The organism is Sphingobacterium sp. R2 (assembly GCF_040760075.1).
In the GTDB taxonomy this organism is placed as follows: domain Bacteria; phylum Bacteroidota; class Bacteroidia; order Sphingobacteriales; family Sphingobacteriaceae; genus Sphingobacterium.
In genome coordinates, this window is sequence record NZ_CP142884.1 from 1449523 (window position 1) to 1467839 (window position 18317).

Below are 18317 nucleotides of genomic sequence, written 5' to 3' on the forward strand. Positions count from 1 at the left end.
AAATAATTCAGCAATGCGAATAAAAAGAGCGACAGTAAATATTATGTCATTTATTAGTGTTTTGTCATTAATAATTGGTTTTTTTTTAATGCCAGAATCTAGAGGGCAGATAAATAACGGACTCCTGCTTACATTGAGTATTATAGTGTCTACAAATGTTGTTTTATTTCTTATTGTTATGAAATCATGTTTTGGGACAGTTTTAAATTTTCAGACATTCTTTTTAATAGGCTTTCTGATTGTGCATTTTCAAATACCCTTTTACAACGCAATTGGTATTCCTCCTCAAAATCCTCGATTCATTTGGGCTAATCCTAATGTCGTAAATTTTGGTACTTGGATGAGTTATATGGGGGGATTGATTTGGATTGTTGGTAACTATGTTGGTATTATATTTAAAGGACAGTCTAAGAATGTATACGCGAGGAATAATAAGAGTGCGAATCTAGCTATTTTAGATGGTTTAATAATAATTTTATTTGTATCGTTTATTGTTTTGGTTGGTTCTGCGTTTCTTAGTGGAGCCTATGATGGAGGGAAGAACTGGGGGGCAGGAGCTTCATATGTCAATGTCTTATTGAGAGTAGCTATTTGCTTGAGAATTTTTTACTTTTTTTATAACTATAGGTTTAATAGATCAAAGATCTCTTTAAAGACCTATGCATCAAAAAATAAGTTGTTTCTAATCGTTCTCTTTTTTTATCTTATAATCTTTATGAATGCGGGTGATAGAGGGCCGTTGATTGAATCAGGTGTTCTTATTCTTTCCTGTTATTCTTTTTTTATTCGGTCGGTAAAAATATGGCAACTTGTTTTATTGATCTTTATTGGTAGTTCCTTTCTCACAATATTGAAATTAGGAAGAGGTAAAGATTCTTCGAAACAAGGTTCTATATTGGAAAGAGGATTTGAAGCTCTTTTCGAAAATGATTCTAATACTACAGAAGAACTCGCTTCGTCGGTGAGAATTGTTTACAAAGCTGTAGATCAGGTACCCGTCCAACACGATTATTTATATGGGCTCACAATGTTTATGGATATAGCAACAGCGGTTCCATTTGCGGGTGGGTTTGTCATTCAAACTTTCTCCATCCCTGAAATATATCGATCTTCAACTTATTTCTTTACAATCACTGGACAAGGAACTTTTTATACTTATGGTGAGGGTTCGGAAATCCTTGGAGATATTTATATTAATTTTGGACTTATTGGTGTTTTTCTTCTGATGTTTTTGTTTGGGATTTATGTTTCAAGAATTTCGCTGAAAGCGTTTATTGATGGTAATTTCAAAAACTTACTAATCATTTTTATGATGATAAGTACGGCTATATATATGAATAGGTCTGTTTTGTTTTTTCCGCTGCAGCTAATTGTGTATACACTGATATTGGACAAGTTTATAAAATTTTTTGGAAAGAATCTTGAAAAATGAAGAAAATATGTTTTATAACTCCGTCTTTGCAAAAAGGGGGAATGGAAAGAGTCATCTCTGTGTTAAGTAACTATTTGATTGACCAAGGATACGAGATTTCTATTATTTGTGTAATTAATGGTATTTGTTCTTACACAATAGATAGAAGGGTAAAGCACATATACCCTCAATTTAATTATTCAAGGGGGATTTTAAATAAGGTCAAATCCTTTAGATTTTTATATAGAACTTTCAAAGAGGAAAACCCTGATATTGTAATTAGTTTTAGTGAAGTTTTTAATCCGTTAAGTATTGCTGTTTCATTGCTTACGGGAGATAAAATAATTATTTCCGATAGAAGTAATCCTAAGCTTAAACATACATTAAGGGATAATTTAACTCGGAAATTAACATATCCTCTTGCAAATGGAATTATTGCTCAAACAGAATTAGCGAAATTAATCTTTTTGAGAAAGAGATATAATAAAAACATAAAGGTTATACCAAACCCATTGAAAGATATTGTTAATACTGTTTTTAAGCCGTCCAACAAAGCCATTATTACAGTAGGAAGACTTGTCGACTCCAAAAATCAGAAAGAACTTATAGATCTCTTTTATGAGATTAGAAATGAAGAATGGAAATTGTATATAGTAGGAGGGGGGAAAAATGAGATGAAACTCAAGCAACAAGTGAGGGATTTGGGTTTAGATAATTGCGTTATTTTCAGTGGAGAAGTTTCTGACGTTGAATCCTGGATGGAAAAGGGATCAATTTTTGCGTATACATCGCTTTCAGAGGGATTTCCCAATGCATTAAATGAAGCAATGGCATATCCTCTTGCGAGCATAGCATATAATTGTGACGCGGGCGTTTCTGATCTAATTGAAGATAGTAAGAATGGATTTCTTATCTCAATGGGAGAACATGACTCTTATAAGGAAAAGCTAAAGTTATTGATGGACAATGAGAGTTTAAGATTGTCATTTATGGAACAAGGAATTCTAAATAGAGAAAAATTTAAAGTTGAAACTATAGCGAAAACATTAACCGACTTCTTAAGTCATACGATTGGAAAAAAGTAAAATCAGAATAATTGGTGAGTTCAAAAAATATGTTTAGATAATTTTTAAAGATACTTTTGATTGCCATTGTAAGATTGAATATAATGATTAATATAGTTAATCAAAATTTTAAAATATGAAAAATTTACTACTATTATTTTTGTTTAATTCTCTCTTCTCTATAACACTAGTGAAAGCTAGTTTAGCATTTGATCAAGGAGTTAATATTAAAGACTTTGGAGGAAGAGCGGATGGTATAACTAATAATTTAACAGCCTTGGAAGCAGCGAGCTATACAGCGCGTCAAAAAGGGACTTTTGTTTTTATTCCAAAAAGCGCAGATTCGAGAGGTTATTATGTTGATGGAAATGCCAAAATCTATAGTTCTGTCAAATCTGATGGAGCCACTATTAGCTCCCCCTCTAAGCATAATAAAATTTTCTTTTTACAGAATCCCGGAATAATAATAGAAAACTTAAGATTTTCTATCGAAAATGATCGTCTATTAGTGAATGCTCCTATAGCTATCGAAATTAATGGAATGAGTAATGTCACAATTCAGAACTGTGACATTGTAAATGGAAGAATATATTCAAGAAACACTTCACGTGAATTCTCGAAAAATATTTCAATTATTAAAAATAGATTTACTGCTGATTTTAGTAATTATCAAAATTATACAATACAAAATGATATTATTCAAATATTAAATATTAATGGGTTGAATATTTGCAACAACAGTTTTGATATAAAAAATAGTAACAGAATTATTAAAGTAACTTCTACAGATACTAATGGGGAATTATTTTCTGATAACATAAAGATATTGGGAAATAATATCAAATCTGTTACTAATTCAAAGAAGCAGGTTATCGATCTATACATGTTTACTAAAGACATTGAAATTAGAAATAATGTGTTTAATTCGGTCGGACATAATTCCATAATTGAAAATAAAACTACCGCTGATCGTTTTTATAAGTTAAATCTGGTGGTATCAGACAATCAATTTATAACGGACGGAACTTCATTGAGACTTTATGGTAGCTTTGGGAATGTTGGGAAAACAAGTAATGGGATTCAAAATGTAATATTTTCAGGAAATAAAGTTGAAAATACTTCGGCGTCTGCAGTAAGTATTAATATTGCACATTATCAAGATGTTAAAATTAGTGGAAATGTTTTTAATAGAGGGTCTAAAGGAAGTTCTTCTCATTTTCGATTAGCAGGAATTGATAGATTGTCAATTGTTGGTAATAAAATAAGTGGTGGCAATATTCTTTTAACCGATGAAAAGGTTATAGAAGATAAGAAATATAATTCAAGTTTTAATAAAATTAATATACTTAATAACGAATTTAGTAGCTCTAATCCGAATGCATTAATTGCTGGAATTTACAATGGAAGTAATATTGGAGACCTATCTATTGAAGGGAATAATTTTAATAATCAAACTGGGACGTTAATTGAAGTTAAAAATAGTAATGTTAGGAGTATCCAAGTCAATAAGTTAAATCCAAATTTTAGGAGTATTAAATCTTCCAATTCGCAGATCCGGAGCATGAAATGATATTTTTATTTTTGATATAAATAAAAGTCATAGAAATCAGCTATTAGACGACGGCTTTTTTCTTTAAATGCTTTATTAATGCTGATTTTTTAAAAATATTACACTAAAGTAAGAAAATATGAAATCAATAACAGTTTTTACCCCTTCCTACAATAGGGCGTATTGCTTACATGAGCTATATGAGAGTCTTTGTCGACAATCCAATCAAGATTTTCATTGGTTGATTATAGATGATGGTTCCAGTGATAATACTAAAGATTTAGTCAATAAGTGGCTAGCTGAAGAAAGGATATCCATGCAATACCATTATCAACCGAATAAGGGAATGGTTGGCGCACACAATACTGCCCATTACATTATGGAAACGGAACTTTGTGTATGTATAGATTCAGATGACTTTATGCCAGATGATGCTATTGAGAAAATTCTGAAGTTGTGGAAGGAATACGGTTATCCGGATTCGGCAGGTATGGTCGGCCTTGATGCATATAAAAATGGGCAAATTATCGGAACGAAATTGCCAGAAATTAAGGAATGCAGATTTTCCGAATTATATACTTTTCATAAGGTAACAGGGGATAAAAAATTCGTACATAATAGAAGAGTATTTAACAAATATCTTCCCTACCCATTTTTTGACAATGAAAAATTTCCAATTACCAGCTATCTATATTTGCTGATAGAACAGGAGCATAAGTTATTGTTGTTTAATGAAGTGTTTTGTATTGTAGAATATATGGAAGACGGTTTGTCGAAAGGATTGATAAATCAATATCGAACAAGTCCGAAATCTTTCGCATTTTATCGATTGGCAAAAATGAAATACGCATTAAATTATAAGGAACGTTTTAAAAATGCAATTCATTATGTTTCTTCTTCTTTAATAGCGAAGGATTGGGGATTTTTAAAAAAAACGAGATATAAGTTAACCACAGTTTTAGCATTTCCATTTGGAGTGTTATTGTATTTTTATATAACTCGCACTAAAAAGACCGCGATAAATAAGAATTTAAACAAAGCATAGGTAATAGTAAAACTATTGATTTTTAATATTTAATATTTGAATAATAATCTAACTAATGAACGCGATAATTGTACCAGGAGTGACCGATTTAAATAAAGGTGATCAAGCCCTAGTTTGGGAAAGTTGGAGATTGGCAAAAGATACAGGCTTATATGATGAGATCTATATTCTTGATGCTGGAGATACAATTGAAGAAAGAGAGCTATTGTGCAAGCAGTCACAAGAAAATGGATTCAAATTGTTAGAAAATATTCTTAAACATCCCAGAAGAGGTCAACATAAGTCTGATGAGCATATAAAGGAATCAAAGCTTGAACTATTTAAACAAGTGAAAAACGCTGTGATGGATTTCTCAAGTACTCGGTATTTGATAAAAATTTGTAATAATTTAGATAAGGTCAAGAAGGAGTTTGATGAAAAAACGTACCGCACTGTTTTGGAATTTCACAAAGCAAAGACAATATTCGTGAAAGGGGGCGGCTTTATCCATGCATATGGAGAAAAAACAGCGCCCTATCTAATGTGGTATTTTCTTTTCTATGTAAGGTTAGCTAAGGCGTTAAATAAAGAAGTTGTATTTCTTCCCAACTCATATGGCCCTTTTGAAGGATTGACAGTAAAAAGGCAAGTCAGATCAGTCTTTAATAAATTAGATCTTGTTTATGCAAGAGAAAATGTGTCTGCAGAAAGTTTGGGTTTATTGTTGGGTAAAAAAATACCAGTAGAAATGGATTTGGGTTTCTTTTTGGAAAAAGGAGATCAAAACGATGCTGAGTTCATTTTGGAAAAATATGGTCTTACTAAAGACGATAAGATTATTGGTATTACGATAAGACCTTGGCGTTTTCCTGGGAAATCTAATCCCGAAGAGCTATACGAGAAATATATTCAAAGCGTAGAAAATTTGACACGCCATATTTTGGCACTTGGATATAAAGTCGCTCTTTGTAATCAGTCTTTGGGACCAAACTCTCATGAAGATGATCGGAATGCAATAAGAGATTTACTAAAGAGAGTTACACATGAAAATTTAATATGGATTAATGAAAATTTAACATGCCCAGTTTTAAAGGCCGTATACTCAAATTTTTATTTCTTTGTCGGTACGAGATTTCATTCTATTATTTTCTCGTTAACATCTTTAGTGCCTTCAATTGCAATCGGTTACGGAGGAAACAAAGCAAAGGGGATTATGGGAGATTTTAATTTGAACAACTATGTTGTGCAAATTCATGAAGTAGAGCCGTTGCAACTTGTTGAAATGTTTGATGATGCAGTCAGAAATTATGATCAAATTAAAAATTCTTTATCATCTTCAATGAATTTAGTTACTGCTAGTAGAAATCGGCTATTAGAGGATATTAAAAGCTTGTATTAAATAATGAAAGTAATTAGGATTTCAACAATTCCTCTGTCTTTGAATGTTTTATTAAAAGGACAACTTAGATTTCTCAAAAGATATTTCGATATACTTGGAGTTTCGTCTTCTGGCCCACTATTAGATGAAGTGTCTGAAAGAGAGGGTATTAGGGTTTCTAGGGTTGAAATGGAGCGAGGAATTAGCCCATTTAGAGATGTTATTTCATTAATAAGGTTGTACTTGCTTTTTAAAAGGGAAAAACCTACAATAGTTCATTCTATCACACCCAAAGCTGGTTTGTTAAGTATGGTAGCTGGAAAATTTGCTGGTGTTCCTATTCGTATTCACACTTTTACAGGTTTAATATTTCCTTCAAAACAAGGTTTTTTGCAAAAGATTTTAATAAACATGGATAAGTTATTATGCTCTGCAGCAACAAATATATATCCAGAAGGCTTGGGGGTGAGAAAGGACCTAATCAGTTTTAAAATCACATCAAAGCCACTGAAAATTTTAGCAAATGGAAATGTCAATGGTATTGATTTAGAATATTATGATGTTAATAATATCTCAGAAGAAACTAGATTAGCATTAAAATCCTCATTGGGTATTGATGAGAATGATTTTGTTTTTGTGTTTGTAGGACGTTTAGTAGGGGATAAGGGCATTAATGAGCTGATAGAAGCTTTTTCAACGTTAGAAAGATCAGAGGTGAAATTATTGTTAGTTGGGCCTTTTGAATCTGATCTTGATCCCGTAAAAGAGAATACGCAAAGAGAAATTGAAACTAATCCTAATATCATTTCGGTAGGATTTCAAAAAGATGTCAGGTCTTATTTTGCCATTTCAGATGCTCTAGTATTTCCCAGTTACAGAGAGGGCTTTCCCAATGTAGTTATGCAAGCTGGCGCAATGGAACTGCCTGCAATTGTATCCAATATAAATGGCTGCAATGAAATAATTTTAGAAGGTGTTAATGGTACAATAATACCAGTTAAAGATTCGGCAGCAATTTGTGTGGCTTTGTTAAGATTACTTGATGATAAACAATATTATAATAAATTGAAAGCTAATTCAAGGAAAATGATAGCTGATCGTTATGAACAAAATGTTGTGTGGAACGCATTGTTAGAAGAATACAAAGTTTTATTAGCTAATTACAGAGGATAACTTTGATTGAAAAATTATGTTAATTTATTCAGAATGAAAAATCAGATTGTTTTCCTCTCAGGATTAAATGGAATACGAACTATTGCGGCATTAGGGGATTGTTTTCACATATTAATTTAGCACTGGTGACTTTTGGCATAAGTGACGGGCAGGTAAATGTAAAAATAGGGTTATAAATTTAGAAAACCAACGTTTTTCTTATATAGGGAAATTGTCTTTTGGTTTATATGTGTATCACCCACTAATTATAATTTTGTTAAGTCATTATTTGGACTTTAGAATTTTTGAATTAAGTGTTTTAAATGCAATAGTGATTTTTGCTTCTGTTTTTTTACATCATTAATTGTCTCGCATATAAGGTATTTCTATTTCGAAAGATGGTTTTTAAAATCGAAAGATTAAATTTTCAATTATTGAATCGTCAAATATAAAAGTTGTAAATTAAAATGTATAAATATTTTTTTAAACGTTTGCTAGACTTCTTAAGCGCATTGATTGGATTATTGATATTATCCCCAATTTTTATTGTTGTTACTATTGGTCTATTTTTCGCAAACTCAGGGAAGCCATTTTTCTTTCAATCTCGTCCGGGACGGAATGAAAGGATATTTAAAATTATTAAATTTAAAACAATGAACGATAAAAAAGCAGCCGATGGTAGTCTCCTATCTGATGCAGAACGCTTAACTACTATTGGCGCCTTTGTTCGTAAGACTTCGCTAGACGAGCTCCCGCAACTGATAAATGTTCTAAAAGGAGATATGTCCCTTATTGGACCTAGACCTCTCCTAATTCAATATTTACCGCTTTACAGTCAAGATCAACGCCGACGTCATGAGGTACGACCTGGAATCACGGGATGGGCACAAGTGAATGGTCGAAATGCTATTTCTTGGGAGAAGAAATTTGAACTTGATGTTTGGTATGTAGACCACGTCAGCTTTCTTATAGATTTGAAAGTATTCTTTAAAACGTTCAAAAAGGTATTTAAACGGGAGGGCATTTCAGCAGATGGACATGTTACCATAGAACCCTTTAATGGAAATAATTAATTTTAAATAATGTATTTATTCGGAGCAAGTGGACACGGAAAAGTAATAGCAGAAATTGCTGAAAGCAATGATTTGAAGATAGAAGGATTTATCGATACCGATTTAAATAAATCATCTTTACTGGGATACCCAGTTTATCACGAGAACCCTAAATATGCTGTTGAATTTGTTATAGCTATTGGAAATAATGAGGTAAGAAAGAAAATTGTAAATGAGATCGAATCATCGATTTATCTAACCCTAGTACATCCAAGCGCGAATATGTCTAACCGCAGTAGTTTAGGAGATGGTACAGTGGTGATGGCTGGTGCAACTATTAACGTCGATGTAAGTGTTGGTCAACACTGTATTGTCAATACGAATGCTTGCATAGATCACGATTGTGTCATAGAAGATTTTGTACATTTATCTCCAAATGTCGCATTAGCTGGAAATGTACGCGTGGGAGAAGGTACACATATAGGAATTGGCGCCTGTGTAATCCAAGGTATAACAATTGGAAAATGGGTGAAGATAGGTGCTGGAGCAGTAATTATTAAAGATATACCAGATGGATGTACCGTGGTGGGTAATCCTGGAAGAATAATAAAGAATTAACGTTAATTTTTACCACTATGTCACATAAAATATGGCTATCCTCTCCTCACATGGGGGGGAATGAATTAAAGTACATCCATGAAGCATTTGACCATAATTGGGTAGCTCCACTAGGCCCCAATGTCAACGGCTTTGAAGAAGATTTAGAAAAATTTCTAAATGCTGGTGTTCAGGTTGCAGCCCTTTCGGCAGGTACAGCAGCTTTGCATTTGGCCTTAATCGAATGCGATGTAAATTACGGAGACGAAGTGATTTGTCAGTCCATGACTTTTTCTGCGTCAGCTAATCCAATCGCTTATCAAGGTGCTATACCAGTTTTTGTAGACTCAGAAGCCGATACTTGGAATATGTGTCCGGTTGCTTTGAAAGAAGCGATAAAAGATCGTTTTGCTAATGGGAAGAAGCCAAAGGCAATTGTGGTGGTTCATCTTTATGGGATGCCTGCAAAAATGGACGAGATATTGTCTGTGGCTAGTGAGTTTGATATTCCAGTAATAGAGGATGCAGCTGAGGCATTGGGCTCTAAATACAAAGGGAAGGCTTGTGGTACTTTTGGACGTTTCGGAGTATTAAGCTTTAACGGTAATAAGATTATCACAACTTCAGGAGGAGGAGCTTTGGTATGCCATACAAAAGAAGATAAAGATCAAGCCGTTTTCCTTTCTACACAAGCACGTGACGATGCTCCTCACTATCAACATTCACATATTGGTTATAACTATAGGATGTCCAATATTTGTGCAGGTATAGGAAGAGGCCAAATGGAGGTATTAGTAAATCGGATTGAGGCTCGTCGTACAATGACAGAGTTCTATTCGGACCTATTTGCTGATATCGAGGGTGTCAATGTTTTAAGAGCACCTACTGAAGACTTTTTTTCCAATCATTGGCTAGCTGCCATAACTATTGATGAGGCGGTGGCAGGTATTTCGAGAGAGGATTTGCGTCTCGCGCTTTTGGAAGACAACATTGAATCGCGTCCTTTATGGAAGCCGATGCATCTTCAGCCTGTATTTAAGAACTCGCCATATTATGGAAGTAATGTTGCTGAAAGATTGTTTGATACAGGACTTTGTTTGCCATCAGGTTCAAACCTAACTGAAGAGGATAAACAACGTATTCGAAAGAAAATAAAATTGGCTTTCCATAAATAAAATTGAAAAAAGCTTTTATTTAAAATTAAAAGCTTTTTTTATTATTCGATCACTATTTTACTTTGTTAGTATGAATAATATTGAATTTTATGTTTTAAATCATTCATTCATTATACGTTTATGGGTAATGATGAAAAATATTTGTTTGTCCAAATTCTATATTCATAATAATTATAATTTTAGGCATAGATGTTGCTAGTGTGAGACAATTTTAAGCAGGTACTATTTTAGTTGCCGTTTTTAAAGGTTGTATGGATAAAAAAATATATTTTTGTAGGTATTAAATTGAATTTATTTATAATTTAAGATAAAATGCAAGTAGTTTCAAAGCATAGCATATTATTAAGTTTGTCTATAGTATGCCTTTTCATATTTTGTTCTTGTGGTTCACGTAAAAATATGGTGTATTTACAACCCGATTCAACTCAAATAAATACCTTGTTTGAGCAGTATGTTCCTAAAATTCAGAAGAATGATATTTTGACAATAGTGGTAACAGCATCAGATCCCAAAGTAACGGCTCCATTTAATCCCCTTAGCACGATGATGTCTAGCAATTTATCCCAACAAACTGATATGGCATTGCGGCCGACCTATACAGTGGATAATTATGGCGATGTAGTCATGCCGATGTTAGGAAAAGTTAGATTGGAAGGATTAACACGTATTGAAGCAATTGAAAAAATTCGTTCGGAATTGGAGAAATATATTAAAGATCCAGGAGTTAATATAAACTTCAATAATTTTAGGGTGTCAGTTCTGGGAGAAGTTACACGCCCTGGATCATTTATTATGCCCACTGAGAGAGTTACCGTGTTGGAAGCATTAGGGATGGCAGGTGATTTAACCATAAGAGGAGTAAGAGAGAATATTTTGCTAATACGTGAAGTAGATGGACAAAAAACCATGCAACGCTTGGATTTAACTAAGCAAAGTACCCTTAATTCGCCATACTATTATTTAGCTCAAAATGATGTGATTTATGTAGAGCCGAACAAGGCTCAAATTAATAATTCTAAGCTTGGGGCGAATACAAATATAATAATTTCGATTGCCAGTTTATTGATCACAGTAATTTCAGTATTGACTCGTTAATGAATATAATGGAACAGAACCCTGTAGAAATAAGAGAAAAAGAAGAGGATATCAATTTAAGACAAATATTTGAACAATATGCATTTTATTGGAAATGGTTTGTTTTCGCAGTAATATTAGCATTGGCTCTTGCTTCTGTTTATTTACGATATGCTCAAAAGACCTATAGTACCACGGCGAAGATTTTATTGAAAGACGAAAAAAGTGCTTCGGCAGGGGAATTGGCAGGTATTGCAGAATTGACAAGTAGTATGGGGTTAGGAGGAACGAGAGCTGCTTTCGTGACTGATCAAATAGAAGTACTTTCTTCAAGACGATTAATGCGGAAAGTAGTCGATAAGCATCACTTAAACGTAATTTATACAGTTAAAGGGAATATTCGTTCTTCGGAAATTTTGGAGAAAGATATGCCCTTTATTTTACAAACGCAAGGCAATCAAGATAGTATAAAAGCTGACTTGAAGGTGATTGTTAATAAAGGAAGACTAACTGTCACTAATTTAGAGTCTAAGGAAAAAATTGTTGTTGACTATGAAAAGCCTATTAAAATTGGAAAGAACATTTTTATTTTTCGAAAATATGGAAAAAATAGAGGTGATGAAAATGCGGAGTATATCGTAAATGTCTTACCAATTAATTGGGCAATAGACGCTAACCTAAAATCAATAAATATCTCACCAAGTAAAGAGGCACAATCGTATATTGTGAACTTTTCAATGGTTTCAACGCTTGGCAAAAAAGCTAAATTGATTTTAAATTCCTTGATCGAAATTTATAATGAGGATTTGACTAACGATAAATTACGTATGACGAGAGCGACATCTGATTTTATTAATAAACGATTGATGTTGATTTCAAAAGACCTATCGGGAGCGGATGAACAAGCAGCTGAGTTTAAATCCGCAAATTCAATGGTTGATATGGCAACTGAAGCAGGTGTCTTTTTAAATACGGCTTCGGATAATGATAAAAAGGTGCTAGAGTATAAAACTCAGCTCCAATTAGTCGACCATATGAATGATTATCTAAAAAGTCAAGAAGTGGGGAAATTGCTTCCTTCTAATATAGGTTTGCAAGATGCTTCAATTGCGGGTTCAATAGAAGCATATAATAAGTTGGTTTTGGAACGTGACGATTTATTAAAATCTGCTTCTGATCAGAATCCAACCGTTGTAGCATTGAATGAGAATATAGCTGAAAGCAGCAATAATATCCGGCAATCGCTAAGAAATTACCAACGAGTAACCAAATTAGCCCTAAATAGTATTCAGCAAAAATCTAATGAAATAAAAAATAGGATTAGCTCGATTCCTAACCAAGAGCAAGGATTTAAAAAGATTTCAAGACAACAGCAAATCGTAGAGTCTCTATATCTGCTATTATTACAAAAGAGAGAGGAAAGTGAAGTTAAGGCTGCGGCTACACCAGATAATTTAAAAATTATTGATGAAGCTTATGAAAATGGAGTTCCTGTTTCTCCTAAAAAATCATTAGTACTCTTTGGTGCTTTGGCGCTTGGCCTTTTAATTCCCTTTATAATACTCTATCTCAAATTTTTGTTGGACAACAAAATTCATTCCCGTAAAGACATTGAAGATATTGTCAAAATCCCAGTATTGGGAGAGATACCTACAGCCGAAGATACAATTGTTCATCTAAATGATCGCTCTTCTTTAGCCGAAGCCTTCCGTATTTTACGAACCAATATGAATTTCATGTTTGGAGCTGATAATAAAGATGCTTCTAAAGTGGTATTTGTAACGTCCACGATTTCTGGAGAAGGGAAATCTTTCGTAACCACCAATCTTGCTCAGATTTTATCTATGTCTGGTAAAAAAGTGGTTTTAATCGGCGCTGATATTCGTAGTCCTAAAGTCTTAGATTACCTCGGATTGTCTCACCTACAGCATACAAACGTGGGTATTACGCAGTTCTTGATCAATCCTGATATGGATATGGATAATATTATAATCAAAAAGCCTGGTAACTATGATTTTGACGTGGTCTATTCGGGTTATATTGCGCCGAACCCCGCGGAATTATTGATGAATGGACACTTTGACGATGTCATCAAGTATACGCGTGAACATTACGATTATGTGTTGGTGGATACAGCCCCAGTAAGTCTAGTGACAGATACTTTGTTAATTGCACATAATGCCGATTTAACTTTATATGTGTCCCGGGTAGATTATCTTGACAAACGCCTACTCCAAGTGCCGCGTGAACTATACGTAGATGGCAAATTGAAAAATCTTGCATCGGTTGTCAATGATGTGGACTTCGCTCGGGGTTATGGCTATGGGTACGGCTATGGCTATGGCTATGGCGACAAAGGGACCAAAAAAACTGGCCTTGCAAAAGTTTGGCAAGATTTGAAAGATCGCTTAAATATAAAATAAAGGTCTATATTAACTAATTTTGGCCTTATTGTTGTTGAATCCCAAGTCGTAGAAAACGGCTTGGGATTTTTTGATGGAATAATATTATAAGTCTTAGGCCGTTCTTATTATTATTTTAATACACTCAACCAGATGAAAAAACTTCTAATTTTTAGCCTTATTGGAATTTTATTTTTAACGGGTTTAACTGCTTCCGCGCAGTTCTCTAGACCAATCAGTATCGGAGCTGGTGCTGGCGCAACCTTCAATCTGACCGACTTAGGTAATGTGGAGACTAAATTTGCTTTTTATGGGGAATTGGATTATCTCATCACACCTTTTATCTCTGTCGGACTACATGGCGAAAAAGGAGCCTTGGAAGGGAATGGTTACGAAAGCGAATTTAAGAATCGGTATTTCGCAGGAAATATCAACGGTAAAATCCGTGTCGGTCAATTTTTGGAAGGAGCTAAGAATTACAGTTATTACACCTTGCAGGCAAATACCTTATCACGTATTCTATCTAATGTTTACGTTGGCGCTGGAGCCGGCTTAGTAAAGAATAGAATCGCAACTCAGCTATCCGCCCAATATCGTAAAGCAATCATTGATCAAGGCGGTGAACTTTCAGATAAGTTTGGGCAGATTCATTTTGTAGTTCCTTTAAACGTAGGTGTTGATATTCCTTTTGGGCGTACGTTATATGGACCACAATGGGCAATTAATGTCAACTATCAACATACTTTGACCTTTAACGATAACTTGGATGGTATTATCAATAAGAATAACGATCAATATGGTTTTGTCTCTGTAGGCGTAAAATATGCATTGTTCAATCGTAAATAGGCCAGTTTAATATTTAAATAGAAAAAATAATGAATATACGTAATAAGTACAATGGCAATCGCCTGCTTGGGCTTTTTTGTTTAGCGATCTTAATCGGTTTTACGGCGTGTAAATCAAATACAGCGATGTACAAAGCACCGAAAGTAAATGCGTTTAAAGGTGGAAAATTACCCCCTCCTCCTGGAATGGTGTATATTCCCTCGGGAACCATTTTATTCAAAGGATCACTAGATAGCGGAAACGTAGGGAAAAATGTGAGCGTGAGTGCATTTTTTATTGATGAAGCGGAAGTAACCAATAAACAGTACCGTGAATTTGTTAATTGGGTAGCGGATTCGGTTGCTGTAACGGATTATCTAAATGACGACCAATATTTTATGGACGTAGCGGGCGAACAGGTTGGACAAAAGCGGATCAACTGGGCAAAAGTGAAAAAGATATCCCCAATTTGGAGAAGTAATGATCCTGCTATCCAAGAGCGTATTGCTCCTATGCTTGAAATGCAGGGCAATAGACGAGCACTCAATCCAGAGATGATCAAATATCGTTTCTCTTACCTTCAATCGAAAGGGAATGTCAAAAAGAAATATGTGACTGATACGGTAGCTGTAATGCCCGTTGAAGATATTTGGACAAAAGATTTTCCGAATGCGCAACTGGCATCGCTAGATGCGAATTACTTTACCCATCCCTCTTTTGATTATTATCCGGTAGTGGGGGTTACCTGGAGGCAGGCGCGAGCGTTTACCGACTGGCGTGCAAATGAGATGGCCGCTACGGTATTGAAAAATTCCTATCTTAATGGCTATCAGCTTAGCTTGAGCCTACCCACCGAAGCACAATGGCAATATGCGGCATCGGGTAAATTGGATCCTCAGGATACAATTGCGGGATCGCGTATGACAATTGATGGAGCAGAAGGAAAAAAGAAATTGGCGGTCAATTTTAAACAGGGTGAGGGAACGTATTCCCGTGATGGTGCCACGTTTACGCTTCCAGTGAAATCGTATATGCCGAATGCGTTTGGTGTCTATAATATGGCTGGTAACGTATCGGAGTGGACGCTCGATGCGTATAGTCCCTCAGCAGTGGTTTTTGTGAATGACTTAAATCCGGCTTTACTGTATGATGCTGATGAGAAGGATGGCGATGCTTTGAAACGTAAAGTGGTGCGTGGCGGATCTTGGAAAGATAACGGTGAACAGTTAAATAGTGAAACCAGAAATTACTCGGTAGATTATGAACCGCATTCTTACATTGGATTCCGTTGTGTAATGTCGGCTTTTGAAATGCCAACCGTACAAAGTAAAACACGTAAATATTAATTCGCTGTTGTATATATAGAAATCGATAACGATGAAAAAAGAAATAATATTGATAGCGGCGATGGCTTTTGGAATTGGGTCATTGTTTGCGCAACAAGAAACCACAATAGATACTGTGCCTGCGCAGCAGCGGATGTTGCAAACGGGTGCCTCGACGCCTATCCCTGCGGGGGAGGTAATCCAGGATACTATTCCTTTAGAGGATGGCTTTTATCAGGCGAATAGTATGGAGGATGCAGTACCGTTTGCGTACCCTGAGGTGAATAAGAAGAATATCCGTTTTTACAAACGTGTATGGCGCGATATTGACCTTAAGGATGAAAAGAATAATCTATTGGCCGTACCGGGCAACTCATTGATTGAGGTGATCATGAAAGCCATTGAAAAAGGAAAATTGTCACTTTACAGTCCGGATGATGATTCGTTCAAAGGGAGATTAAGTGCGCAAGAGGGGATGGCTCGATTTGCGGATAGTGTACTTGTCCCAATTTTTGATGGTGAGGGTAATCAGATTGATTCCAAAATGGCACTGAATGAGTTTGATCCGGCTCGTGTGACTAAATTTAGAGTAAAGGAGGATATTTTCTTTGATAAGCAACGTAGCCGATTAGAGACACGCATTATTGGTGTGGCACCCTTAATGAATATCACCACTTCAGCAGAATTAGCAGAATCTGTGGGGGCAACGCCAGCATTCTGGTTGTATTTTCCGCAATTGCGTTATAGCTTGATACAGGTCGATATTTCTGATCCGGATAAAGGGCTATATGATATGACCATGGACGATTTCTTTGTACAGAACAAATTTGCAAGTACAATCGTGAGGGAATCATCGCCTGGTATGTTGCAAAATCTGAAAGATACGGAAAATGGGGGGCAGCAGCTGGACGGTAAAAAAGTGGAGGAGAAGCTGGATGCCTATAAAAAGAAACTATGGAGCAATCCGAAAGGCGTAAAGGCGGAGGAGCTTGAGGGAAATAAGGCTGAAGGAAAAACGACAGAAGAGAAACTGTAAATATAAAAAGGTTCTTTGGGGATGCCTCTCTTTACAAAAGATGAGGCATCACTATTTTAGGGTCCTATAAGGTTCTTTTTAATCAATTATTCCTAGTTTTTTAATGGGAAAGGACATATAGTGGCATATGTTTTGTTATTTTATGCTGCTATTTATCCTATAAATTTTCAAATACAAACAAATAAAATAATCGTGTATTATAACGTTCATCGTGTAGTATATAAAGAAATATTTAAAACAACAAACAGATAAGATCAAATCGTCATGCTAAGAAATGAAATGTATTCCAAGAAGCCAATTTTAGTCATCTTGGCTGCCGGGATGGCCAGCCGCTATGGTTCGGCAAAACAGGTAGAGTGCTTTGGCCCCTTTGGTGAAAAAATTATCGATTATTCAATTTATGATGCTATAAAGGCTGGCTTCGGAAAAGTCGTTTTTGTGATTCGGGAGGAGTTTTTGGAGGTAATGAAAACCAATGTAGGGGATAAGCTGCCAGACTCCGTTGAAGTTGCCTACGCCTATCAGGATTTTGACTTGAAAAAATTTGGTGTGGATCGCGTCGTCGAACGTCAAAAGCCTTGGGGAACAGGACATGCTGTAATGAGTGCCGAGCACGAAGTGGATAGGCCATTTTGTGTGATCAATGCGGATGACTTTTACGGCTATGATGCCTTTCAGAAAATGGCTGCTTTTTTACAGCATCAAGCCAATGATACGGAAATGGCATTGGTTGGATTTGAGGTTGGGAATACCCTTTCTGACTTTGGCTATGTCTCGCGTGGTGTATGTGAAGTAAATGCTACGAATCATTTACAAAGCGTCACGGAAAGAACGAACATTTATCGAAAAGACAGCGATATCGTCTATGCGCAGGAAGAGAAAGAAACTGTATTACCTGGCAATACTCGGGTGTCGATGAATTTTTGGGGATTTACGCCTAAAATATTTGAAGTTGCACGCGCATTATTTCCTGATTTTGTGGAGCAAAATCACGAGAACCCAAAAGCGGAATTCTTTATCCCTGATTTGCCGGATTATATGGTAAAACAAGGCATTGCAAACTTTTCTGTACTTCCAACCGATGCGAAGTGGTTTGGCGTGACGTATAAGGAAGATAAGGATCAGGTTCAGCAAAGTATTCATCAATTAATTGAGCGAGGGAACTATCCGCAACGCTTATGGCCCGAGAAGAAGGTGGTTGATGAAAGCATTTATTTAGATTTTTAATACGAAATGTAGCGTCTCTGGTTCTA

16 protein-coding genes are annotated in these 18317 nt (G+C 35.2%); all 16 read left to right on the forward strand.

The window, feature by feature from the left end:
• The first annotated feature begins 13 nt into the window (after window positions 1-13).
• The 16 genes from VXM68_RS06100 to VXM68_RS06175 all read left to right on the forward strand — a co-directional run bounded on the left by VXM68_RS06100 (window position 14) and on the right by VXM68_RS06175 (window position 18291).
• Complete coding sequence (locus tag VXM68_RS06100; RefSeq protein WP_367210746.1) at window positions 14-1432, forward strand: O-antigen polymerase; 1419 nt, start codon at window positions 14-16, stop codon at window positions 1430-1432.
• Entirely contained in the window at window positions 1429-2496 is a 1068-nt protein-coding gene (locus VXM68_RS06105; protein ID WP_367210747.1) for a glycosyltransferase, read from the forward strand. The genes VXM68_RS06100 and VXM68_RS06105 overlap by 4 nt, the downstream gene beginning before the upstream one ends.
• Before the next feature lie 115 nt (window positions 2497-2611).
• Complete coding sequence (locus VXM68_RS06110; RefSeq protein ID WP_367210748.1) at window positions 2612-4045, forward strand: hypothetical protein; 1434 nt, start codon at window positions 2612-2614, stop codon at window positions 4043-4045.
• A 118-nt stretch (window positions 4046-4163) separates the two neighbouring features.
• Entirely contained in the window at window positions 4164-5069 is a 906-nt protein-coding gene (locus VXM68_RS06115) for a glycosyltransferase family 2 protein (RefSeq protein ID WP_367210749.1), read from the forward strand.
• Window positions 5070-5124: 55 nt separating this feature from the next.
• Window positions 5125-6447 (forward strand): polysaccharide pyruvyl transferase family protein, encoded by a 1323-nt coding sequence (locus VXM68_RS06120; RefSeq protein WP_367210750.1) that lies wholly within the window; start codon window positions 5125-5127, stop codon window positions 6445-6447.
• A 3-nt stretch (window positions 6448-6450) separates the two neighbouring features.
• On the forward strand, window positions 6451-7599 hold the full coding sequence (locus VXM68_RS06125; RefSeq protein ID WP_367210751.1) for a glycosyltransferase family 4 protein: 1149 nt from the start codon (window positions 6451-6453) through the stop codon (window positions 7597-7599).
• A gap of 172 nt (window positions 7600-7771) precedes the next feature.
• Window positions 7772-7942 carry a hypothetical protein gene (locus VXM68_RS06130; protein ID WP_367211291.1) on the forward strand — a complete coding sequence of 57 codons (171 nt, stop codon included), beginning with the start codon at window positions 7772-7774 and terminating at the stop codon, window positions 7940-7942.
• A 103-nt stretch (window positions 7943-8045) separates the two neighbouring features.
• Window positions 8046-8651: a sugar transferase gene (locus tag VXM68_RS06135; protein ID WP_367210752.1), complete on the forward strand. Its 606-nt coding sequence runs from the start codon at window positions 8046-8048 to the stop codon at window positions 8649-8651.
• Between the two features lie 9 nt (window positions 8652-8660).
• Window positions 8661-9248, forward strand: coding sequence for an acetyltransferase (locus VXM68_RS06140; RefSeq protein ID WP_367210753.1), 588 nt, complete (start codon window positions 8661-8663; stop codon window positions 9246-9248).
• Between the two features lie 17 nt (window positions 9249-9265).
• Window positions 9266-10402 carry a DegT/DnrJ/EryC1/StrS family aminotransferase gene (locus tag VXM68_RS06145; RefSeq protein WP_367210754.1) on the forward strand — a complete coding sequence of 379 codons (1137 nt, stop codon included), beginning with the start codon at window positions 9266-9268 and terminating at the stop codon, window positions 10400-10402.
• Window positions 10403-10801: 399 nt separating this feature from the next.
• Entirely contained in the window at window positions 10802-11497 is a 696-nt protein-coding gene (locus VXM68_RS06150; protein ID WP_367210755.1) for a polysaccharide biosynthesis/export family protein, read from the forward strand.
• A complete protein-coding gene (locus tag VXM68_RS06155) occupies window positions 11497-13899 on the forward strand; it encodes a GumC family protein (RefSeq protein WP_367210756.1) in 2403 nt (800 codons plus the stop codon). The genes VXM68_RS06150 and VXM68_RS06155 overlap by 1 nt, the downstream gene beginning before the upstream one ends.
• A 132-nt stretch (window positions 13900-14031) precedes the next feature.
• Entirely contained in the window at window positions 14032-14724 is a 693-nt protein-coding gene (locus tag VXM68_RS06160; protein WP_367210757.1) for an outer membrane beta-barrel protein, read from the forward strand.
• A 29-nt stretch (window positions 14725-14753) separates the two neighbouring features.
• Window positions 14754-16049, forward strand: coding sequence for an SUMF1/EgtB/PvdO family nonheme iron enzyme (locus tag VXM68_RS06165; protein WP_367210758.1), 1296 nt, complete (start codon window positions 14754-14756; stop codon window positions 16047-16049).
• Window positions 16050-16080: 31 nt separating this feature from the next.
• Window positions 16081-17064 carry a gliding motility protein GldN gene (gldN, locus tag VXM68_RS06170; protein WP_367210759.1) on the forward strand — a complete coding sequence of 328 codons (984 nt, stop codon included), beginning with the start codon at window positions 16081-16083 and terminating at the stop codon, window positions 17062-17064.
• 264 nt (window positions 17065-17328) lie between these two features.
• Window positions 17329-18291, forward strand: a complete 963-nt coding sequence (locus tag VXM68_RS06175) for an NDP-sugar synthase (RefSeq protein ID WP_367210760.1) — start codon at window positions 17329-17331, stop codon at window positions 18289-18291.
• The last annotated feature ends 26 nt before the right edge of the window (window positions 18292-18317 follow it).

What these genes read in the sequence shown, in the direction of transcription:
- VXM68_RS06110 (WP_367210748.1), top strand. Translation starts at nt 2,612, where the DNA reads ATGAAAAATTTACTACTATTATTTTTGTTTAATTCTCTCTTCTCTATA.
- VXM68_RS06125 (WP_367210751.1), top strand. Translation starts at nt 6,451, where the DNA reads ATGAAAGTAATTAGGATTTCAACAATTCCTCTGTCTTTGAATGTTTTA.
- VXM68_RS06115 (WP_367210749.1), top strand. Translation starts at nt 4,164, where the DNA reads ATGAAATCAATAACAGTTTTTACCCCTTCCTACAATAGGGCGTATTGC.
- VXM68_RS06165 (WP_367210758.1), top strand. Translation starts at nt 14,754, where the DNA reads ATGAATATACGTAATAAGTACAATGGCAATCGCCTGCTTGGGCTTTTT.
- VXM68_RS06175 (WP_367210760.1), top strand. Translation starts at nt 17,329, where the DNA reads ATGCTAAGAAATGAAATGTATTCCAAGAAGCCAATTTTAGTCATCTTG.
- VXM68_RS06105 (WP_367210747.1), top strand. Translation starts at nt 1,429, where the DNA reads ATGAAGAAAATATGTTTTATAACTCCGTCTTTGCAAAAAGGGGGAATG.
- VXM68_RS06150 (WP_367210755.1), top strand. Translation starts at nt 10,802, where the DNA reads ATGGTGTATTTACAACCCGATTCAACTCAAATAAATACCTTGTTTGAG.
- VXM68_RS06145 (WP_367210754.1), top strand. Translation starts at nt 9,266, where the DNA reads ATGTCACATAAAATATGGCTATCCTCTCCTCACATGGGGGGGAATGAA.
- VXM68_RS06100 (WP_367210746.1), top strand. Translation starts at nt 14, where the DNA reads ATGCGAATAAAAAGAGCGACAGTAAATATTATGTCATTTATTAGTGTT.
- VXM68_RS06155 (WP_367210756.1), top strand. Translation starts at nt 11,497, where the DNA reads ATGAATATAATGGAACAGAACCCTGTAGAAATAAGAGAAAAAGAAGAG.
- gldN (WP_367210759.1), top strand. Translation starts at nt 16,081, where the DNA reads ATGAAAAAAGAAATAATATTGATAGCGGCGATGGCTTTTGGAATTGGG.
- VXM68_RS06120 (WP_367210750.1), top strand. Translation starts at nt 5,125, where the DNA reads ATGAACGCGATAATTGTACCAGGAGTGACCGATTTAAATAAAGGTGAT.
- VXM68_RS06160 (WP_367210757.1), top strand. Translation starts at nt 14,032, where the DNA reads ATGAAAAAACTTCTAATTTTTAGCCTTATTGGAATTTTATTTTTAACG.
- VXM68_RS06140 (WP_367210753.1), top strand. Translation starts at nt 8,661, where the DNA reads ATGTATTTATTCGGAGCAAGTGGACACGGAAAAGTAATAGCAGAAATT.
- VXM68_RS06135 (WP_367210752.1), top strand. Translation starts at nt 8,046, where the DNA reads ATGTATAAATATTTTTTTAAACGTTTGCTAGACTTCTTAAGCGCATTG.